This is a genomic window from Streptococcus sp. CL8.13, from assembly GCF_049737895.1.
This window is the reverse complement of record NZ_JBKOTT010000042.1, coordinates 1-7,250: the sequence shown is the minus strand read 5'-3', so window position 1 is coordinate 7,250 and position 7,250 is coordinate 1. Positions and strand designations below refer to the sequence as shown.

Here is a 7,250-nt window from a genome sequence, read left to right as displayed (position 1 = left end):
TGCCCCCAAACAAAAATACCCCATCAGAGCAGGGCATCTAAGCATTTAATCCAAAGTAAAATATAAACCAAACTACATAGGTTACGAGGAGGAGAAAAAGCGAGTAGAGAGTCACAAAGGTAATTTTCCACAAGAACTTGGTTTGTCGTTGTTCCAGTTTGGCAAATAGAAGATTCCCTCCATAAACGCAAGCAACAAAAACAATAAAAGCTACTAAGCGAGCTCCGATAGCAAAAGCAAATAAATTATACATAGGGCAACCTCCTTGACTTAAAAACTATAGGGAATTGTGACAAATGATAAATTCCACTTCCATTATCAAAATAACATATTTTCTTTATTTTTGCAAACGCTTACCAACGAGTAACCCTATGACTTTCTCGTTTCCGTCTTTTACTAATTTTTCATTTTGTGGTATAATTGAAATAATTGTAACGAATCAAGGTCAATCTAGACAAAAATGGAATGAAATCAAGCAATTCTCTGCTAAAAGTTTGGAATAAGCTGACCTGTAAATAGAAAGGAACTATATGATTTACAAAGTTTTTTATCAAGAAACAAAAGAACGTAGCCCACGCCGTGAAACAACACGCGCACTATACCTAGACATCGATGCTAACTCAGAACTTGAGGGCCGTATCGCTGCTCGCCAACTTGTCGAAGAAAATCGCCCAGAGTACAATATCGAGTATATCGAACTCTTGTCTGACAAATTGCTAGATTACGAAAAAGAAACTGGCGCCTTCGAAATTACGGAGTTCTAATATGGCCTACACTCTTAAACCTGAAGAAGTCGGCGTTTTTGCCATCGGTGGTCTGGGAGAAATCGGGAAAAACACTTACGGGATTGAATACCAAGACGAGATTGTTATCGTCGATGCTGGGATTAAATTCCCAGAAGATGACTTGCTGGGTATCGACTATGTCATTCCTGACTACTCATACATCGTGGACAATATCGACCGCGTCAAGGCTGTCTTAATCACACACGGACACGAGGACCACATCGGTGGGATTCCATTCCTGCTCAAGCAAGCAAATGTCCCTATCTACGCTGGACCGCTTGCCTTGGCTTTGATCCGTGGGAAACTCGAAGAACACGGTCTCTTGCGCAACGCCAAACTTTACGAAATCAACCACAACACTGAGTTGACCTTTAAAAATCTCAAGGCAACTTTCTTTAGAACTACACACTCTATTCCAGAGCCTTTGGGAATTGTCATTCATACTCCTCAAGGGAAAATTGTCTGTACGGGTGACTTCAAGTTTGACTTAACACCAGTTGGTGAACCAGCAGATTTGCACCGTATGGCTGCGCTGGGCGAAGAAGGTGTTCTCTGTCTTCTATCTGACTCAACAAATGCGGAAGTACCAACCTTTACCAACTCTGAAAAAGTCGTTGGCCAGTCCATCATGAAGATTATCCAAGGCATTGAAGGACGTATCATCTTTGCATCCTTTGCCTCAAATATCTTCCGTCTCCAGCAAGCAACAGAAGCTGCTGTTAAGACTGGGCGCAAGATCGCTGTCTTTGGTCGTTCGATGGAAAAGGCCATTGTCAACGGAATCGATCTTGGCTACATCAAAGCTCCTAAGGGAACCTTTATCGAGCCAAATGAAATCAAAGACTACCCTGCAGGCGAGATTCTTATCCTCTGTACAGGTAGTCAAGGTGAGCCGATGGCAGCCCTCTCTCGTATCGCCAACGGAACCCACCGTCAGGTACAACTCCAACCAGGTGATACCGTTATCTTCTCTTCAAGTCCAATCCCTGGAAATACTACTAGCGTCAACAAGCTGATTAACATCATTTCAGAAGCTGGTGTCGAAGTTATCCACGGTAAGGTTAACAATATCCATACATCTGGACACGGTGGCCAGCAAGAGCAAAAACTTATGCTCCGCTTGATTAAGCCAAAATACTTCATGCCTGTTCACGGTGAATACCGCATGCAAAAAGTCCACGCTGGACTAGCAGTGGATACTGGTGTTGAGAAGGACAATATCTTTATCATGAGCAATGGTGATGTGCTTGCCCTTACTGCTGACTCAGCTCGTATCGCAGGTCATTTCAACGCCCAAGATATCTATGTCGATGGAAATCGTATCGGTGAAATAGGTGCTGCTGTCCTCAAAGATCGTCGTGATCTATCTGAAGACGGTGTCGTTCTGGCAGTCGCAACTGTTGACTTCAAATCGCAGATGATTCTGTCTGGTCCAGACATCCTCAGCCGAGGCTTTGTCTACATGAGAGAGTCTGGCGACTTGATTCGCCAAAGCCAGCGTATCCTCTTCAATGCCATTCGTATCGCACTGAAAAATAAGGATGCTAGCGTTCAATCTGTCAATGGTGCCATTGTCAACGCTATTCGCCCCTTCCTCTATGAAAATACAGAACGTGAACCGATCATCATCCCGATGATCCTCACACCAGACGAAGAATAAAGCAAGAAAACAGCCCCGATTTTTCGGAGCTGTTTTTCTCTATGCTTTCTTTTGAGATTAAAACTCAATAAAAATCGAAATCAGACTAGAAGGCTAGGCGAAAGCATAACTTGAGTTAGGTGAGCCGAAGCCGACGACGTATTATTTTGATTTTTGAAGAGTTTTAGAAATACTACGATTTTTACCTTCCAAATACACCATCAAAATAGAAATATCTGCTGGGTTTACTCCCGAAATACGGCTGGCTTGGCCGATGGTTTCTGGATTGATGAGTTTGAACTTCTGACGAGCTTCTGTCGCGATAGAATCAATGTCATCCCAGTCGATATTGGCTGGAATACGTTTTTCTTCCATGCGTTTCATCTTGGCAACCTGGTCCATAGCTTTGGAAATATAGCCTTCGTACTTGATTTCTGTTTCAATCAATTCGATAATCTTGTCATCCAAGTCCTCAGCAGCTGGTCCGATGAAGGCTACCACATCTTGGTAAGAAACTTCTGGACGGCGAAGGAATTCCTTGGCTGTCACTGCATCTGTCAACGGTTTAAAGCCCATCTCCTCAACCTTGGCATTGGTTTCCTTGACTGGCTTGAGTTTGATGCTGTCTAGGCGTTTCATCTCATTTTCAAATTGATTTTTCTTGATTTCAAAGCGAGCCCAGCGTTCATCATCCACAAGACCAATCTCACGGCCCATCTCTGTCAAACGCATATCGGCATTGTCATGACGGAGAATGAGACGGTATTCAGCACGACTGGTCAATAGACGGTAGGGTTCAATGGTTCCCTTGGTCACCAAGTCATCAATCATGACCCCGATATAACCGTCACTGCGCTTCAAAATCAATTCAGGCTTGCCTTGGACTTTCAAAGCCGCATTGATACCCGCGATAATCCCTTGGCCAGCAGCTTCTTCATAACCTGATGTTCCATTTGTCTGACCAGCAGTGAAAAGTCCGGAGATTTTCTTGGTTTCCAGAGTCGCACGCAACTGATGAGGCAAGACCATATCATACTCAATGGCATAACCTGTCCGCATCATCTCTGCATTTTCCAAACCTTTGATGGAATGAACCAAGTCACGCTGGACATCCTCAGGCAGACTGGTTGAAAGTCCTTGAACATAGACTTCCTCAGTATTGCGCCCTTCTGGCTCTAGGAAGAGTTGGTGGCGTTCCTTGTCCGCAAAGCGCACAATCTTGTCTTCAATCGACGGACAGTAACGAGGTCCCACTCCCTTAACCACACCTGTAAACATAGGCGCACGGTGGAGGTTGTTTTGGATAATCTCATGGCTGGTACCATTGGTATAGGTCAACCAGCACGGTACTTGGTCCTTGACATAATCCTCATCACGTGAGGTATATGAGAAGTGATTAGGTGCTTCGTCCCCTGGCTGAATCTCGGTCACATCGTAGTTGATAGAAGAAGCCTTGACACGTGGAGGGGTTCCTGTCTTGAAACGACCAATTTCGAGGCCCAATTCCTTGAGATTGTCAGCAAGGTTAATAGAAGCCAAGCTGTGGTTAGGACCTGATGAGTACTTGAGGTCTCCGATGATAATTTCCCCACGGAGGGCAGTCCCTGTGGTCACGATAACAGCCTTAGCAGCATACTCTTGATGGGTTGCTGTACGCACACCGACAACCTTGCCATCTTCCACCAAAATCTTATCAATCATGGTTTGACGAAGGGTCAGATTTTCTTGATTTTCAACTGTCTTGCGCATTTCCTTAGAGTAAAGCTCTTTGTCAGCTTGCGCACGAAGGGCACGGACAGCTGGCCCCTTACCTGTGTTGAGCATCTTCATCTGGATGTAAGTCTTGTCAATGGTTTTGGCCATCTCGCCACCTAGGGCATCAACTTCACGCACGACAATCCCCTTGGCAGAACCACCGATCGAAGGGTTACAAGGCATGAAAGCCAGCATTTCAATGTTGATAGTCGCAAGCAAGACCTTACAGCCCATACGGCTAGCAGCTAAGGAAGCCTCGACCCCAGCGTGTCCCGCACCGATTACAATAATATCGTATTCTTCAGTAAAATTATATGTCATTTCTTAACCTTTCAAAAATTTCTCGTAAATAAGGAACTAACTTCTCCTCCTCTAGAGCTTGAGCCATAGTAACCCATTTAAAGTGCGTATGCTCTTCAGGATCTAATCTGATAATTGGCTTCTCCCCAACCCACTCTGCTTTATAAACTAAGCGAGTAAAGACAGTATCCTTAGAGGTATCCAGTTGACTATCTTCGTGAAGAAGTTTGAGCAAACTGCTATCTAGCCTAACTCCCGCTTCTTCAATACATTCTCTAAGAGCTCCATCTCGCGGAATTTCACCCTTTTCAACCCCGCCACCAGGAATATCCCAGTAAGTTGGATAAACATTGGGTTGTCCTCTTTTAATTTCCGAACGCTGAATGAGCAAATAATCATCACCACTATGAACAAGTACATGGGCAATAAGCTTAACCATTATTTTCTCTCCTATTCCTCAAGATGGATGTGTCTTAGTTGGCCGTCCCAATCTGGCAGGGCTGTTTTCAAAAAGGCTGGAACTAGATTGATACCCTTAAGCTGATCCAAATCAATCCACTCACAAGGCTGCCTTTTCTCATCTTCCTGCATGGTCAATGGGGCATCCTCAAGCAAGTCCACCAGATAATGAAACTCGATGTTGTGCCAATAGACACCATCTTCTTCAAAACGATTTTCAACAACAAAAGCTAGTTGCCCAGCTTGAACTTTGACACCCAGTTCTTCCCTCACTTCACGAACTACCGCGTCCTCCGTTCTTTCATTGACTTGAATCGCACCGCCAATAGTGTAATACTTGCCCTTATCTTTGGTGACTAGGAGCTTGCGATTTTGGACAATCAAGGCTGTCGCCCGAACTCCAAAAACTGTATTTCCTGTTTTTGTCCGAAAGTCTTGTTGAATCATTCTTGTCCTTTCCTCTAAACGACACAAAAACAGTCAAAACTCCAAAGAAGTGCAGGACAAAAAAGCCTGCAACATCCATGAGCTTTGACCATCATTTCTATTGCTTTTATTATTGTAGCAAATTGAGAAAATTTGTCAATCTAAATGTACTGACAAACTTGTCCATCGCGGTAAGCATTGTCAATCAAACCACCACCTAGACACTCTTCCCCGTCGTAAAAGACAACTGCCTGTCCTGGTGTAATCGCGCGTTGCGGTTCTGCAAAGATAACCTCTGCCTTATCTCCTTTGACATGTACTGTCACCTTAGAATCAGGCTGACGGTAGCGGAATTTTGCTGTGCATTCTAGCGTAAATTCCTCTGGCATCTCACGAGTAAAGTGAACCTGACTGGCTTCTAGACTGGTTGACATGAGCGAATCATGGTAGAAACCTTGGCCGACATAGAGGATATTCTTGCTCAGGTCTTTTCCGACAACGAACCAAGGTGCATTGTCACCGCCGTGTTGCCCACCGATACCGAGGCCGCCACGCTGACCAATTGTATAATACATAAGGCCTGCATGCTCGCCCATATCGCGACCATCTACAGTCATCATGCGACCTGGCTGAGCTGGCAGGTAGTTGCTGAGAAAGTTTTTAAAGTTCTTTTCTCCGATAAAACAAATCCCTGTCGAGTCTTTCTTCTTAGCAGTCGCAAGACCTGCTTCTTCTGCTAGTCTGCGAACTTCAGGCTTTTCCAAATGCCCCAGTGGGAACATGGTTTTTTGAAGTTGTTCTTGCGAAAGTTGGCTGAGGAAATAGGTCTGGTCCTTGCCATTGTCCACGCCACGAAGCATGTGAACTGTCCCGTCCTCATCACGCGCCACTCGGGCATAGTGCCCAGTCGCTACATAGTCTGCCCCCAAGGTCATGGCATAGTCCAAAAAGGCCTTAAACTTGATTTCCTTGTTGCACATAACATCTGGATTTGGCGTGCGTCCTGCACGGTATTCCGCTAGGAAATACTCAAAAACGCGGTCCCAGTACTCTTTTTCAAAATTGACAGAGTAGTAGGGAATGCCAATCTGGTCTGCCACCGCAGCCACATCCTTGTAATCTTCGGTCGCCGTACAGACGCCGTTTTCATCTGTGTCGTCCCAGTTCTTCATGAAGATACCGATCACATCGTAGCCCTGCTCCTTGAGCAAAAGAGCCGTCACCGACGAATCAACACCACCACTCATCCCCACGACAACACGTGTTTTAGAGTTATCACTCATGGTAAGTCTCCCATCTATTCGTTTATTCACGATTGAAGGTCGTGTGTGCTTCAACGATTGAAGGTCGCTTGAGCAGTATTCATTATAACACGCTTGGTTGGAGAAGACAAGAAAGAGGCTGTCAATCGACCAACCTCTTATCAATCTATCACTTTCTAGCTTCATTCGCTTTCTTAGCAACTGCAATCTGGTATCTCACTTGGTCAAATCCTGTACCTCCCAAGGAATTTCGTCTTTGAACAGCAGTTTTAGGTTGCAAGTAGACATAAATATCCTCTGCAATGAGGGAATGATAGGTTTGTAATTCCTCCAAAGTCCAATCTTGAATATTTTTAGCAGACTTGATAGAGTCTAGCACTAATCTTCCCACAACCTCATGAGCTTCTCTAAATGGCAAGCCTTTCCCTGCCAAATAATCTGCCAACTCAGTCGCATTTGAAAAGTCCTTCTCTGTAGACTCTTGCATTTTTTCCTTGTTTACCTGCAAGCTAGATAACATACCTGCCAATACATCGAGGGAATTTAAAATCGTTTCGACCGTATCAAACATTCCTTCCTTATCCTCTTGCAAATCCTTATTATAAGCTAAGGGCAAGGACTTCA

The 7,250-nt window shown here is 44.6% G+C and carries 7 protein-coding genes and 1 pseudogene; 2 read left to right on the top strand and 6 right to left on the bottom strand.

Annotated elements, in window-relative coordinates:
• Window positions 1-37: 37 nt before the first annotated feature.
• Window positions 38-253: a hypothetical protein gene (locus tag ACLNCN_RS02400; protein ID WP_049500723.1), complete on the bottom strand. Its 216-nt coding sequence runs from the start codon at window positions 251-253 to the stop codon at window positions 38-40.
• 277 nt (window positions 254-530) lie between these two features.
• Between ACLNCN_RS02400 and ACLNCN_RS02395 the strand changes: the two genes are divergently transcribed.
• Window positions 531-764: a DNA-dependent RNA polymerase subunit epsilon gene (locus ACLNCN_RS02395; RefSeq protein ID WP_000639571.1), complete on the top strand. Its 234-nt coding sequence runs from the start codon at window positions 531-533 to the stop codon at window positions 762-764.
• 1 nt (window position 765) lies between these two features.
• Window positions 766-2,445, top strand: a complete 1,680-nt coding sequence (rnjA, locus tag ACLNCN_RS02390; RefSeq protein WP_084926303.1) for a ribonuclease J1 — start codon at window positions 766-768, stop codon at window positions 2,443-2,445.
• A gap of 141 nt (window positions 2,446-2,586) precedes the next feature.
• Here rnjA and mnmG read toward each other — a convergent pair whose 3' ends face one another.
• The 5 genes and pseudogenes from mnmG to ACLNCN_RS02365 all read right to left on the bottom strand — a co-directional run.
• Window positions 2,587-4,500, bottom strand: coding sequence for a tRNA uridine-5-carboxymethylaminomethyl(34) synthesis enzyme MnmG (gene mnmG / locus ACLNCN_RS02385; RefSeq protein WP_261103379.1), 1,914 nt, complete (start codon window positions 4,498-4,500; stop codon window positions 2,587-2,589).
• Window positions 4,490-4,921, bottom strand: coding sequence for an NUDIX hydrolase (locus ACLNCN_RS02380; RefSeq protein WP_049543155.1), 432 nt, complete (start codon window positions 4,919-4,921; stop codon window positions 4,490-4,492). Before ACLNCN_RS02380 ends, mnmG begins: the two co-directional genes overlap by 11 nt.
• An 8-nt stretch (window positions 4,922-4,929) precedes the next feature.
• Entirely contained in the window at window positions 4,930-5,385 is a 456-nt protein-coding gene (locus ACLNCN_RS02375) for an NUDIX hydrolase (protein ID WP_261050660.1), read from the bottom strand.
• Between the two features lie 140 nt (window positions 5,386-5,525).
• Window positions 5,526-6,647, bottom strand: a complete 1,122-nt coding sequence (mnmA, locus tag ACLNCN_RS02370; protein ID WP_001282954.1) for a tRNA 2-thiouridine(34) synthase MnmA — start codon at window positions 6,645-6,647, stop codon at window positions 5,526-5,528.
• A gap of 148 nt (window positions 6,648-6,795) precedes the next feature.
• Window positions 6,796-7,250 (bottom strand): annotated as a pseudogene (locus ACLNCN_RS02365) (argininosuccinate lyase); the annotation flags it as partial.

Excerpts from the sequence above, each read along its gene's own strand:
- ACLNCN_RS02400 (WP_049500723.1), bottom strand. The coding sequence starts at position 253 with ATGTATAATTTATTTGCTTTTGCTATCGGAGCTCGCTTAGTAGCTTTT.
- mnmG (WP_261103379.1), bottom strand. The coding sequence starts at position 4,500 with ATGACATATAATTTTACTGAAGAATACGATATTATTGTAATCGGTGCG.
- ACLNCN_RS02375 (WP_261050660.1), bottom strand. The coding sequence starts at position 5,385 with ATGATTCAACAAGACTTTCGGACAAAAACAGGAAATACAGTTTTTGGA.
- ACLNCN_RS02395 (WP_000639571.1), top strand. The coding sequence starts at position 531 with ATGATTTACAAAGTTTTTTATCAAGAAACAAAAGAACGTAGCCCACGC.
- mnmA (WP_001282954.1), bottom strand. The coding sequence starts at position 6,647 with ATGAGTGATAACTCTAAAACACGTGTTGTCGTGGGGATGAGTGGTGGT.
- rnjA (WP_084926303.1), top strand. The coding sequence starts at position 766 with ATGGCCTACACTCTTAAACCTGAAGAAGTCGGCGTTTTTGCCATCGGT.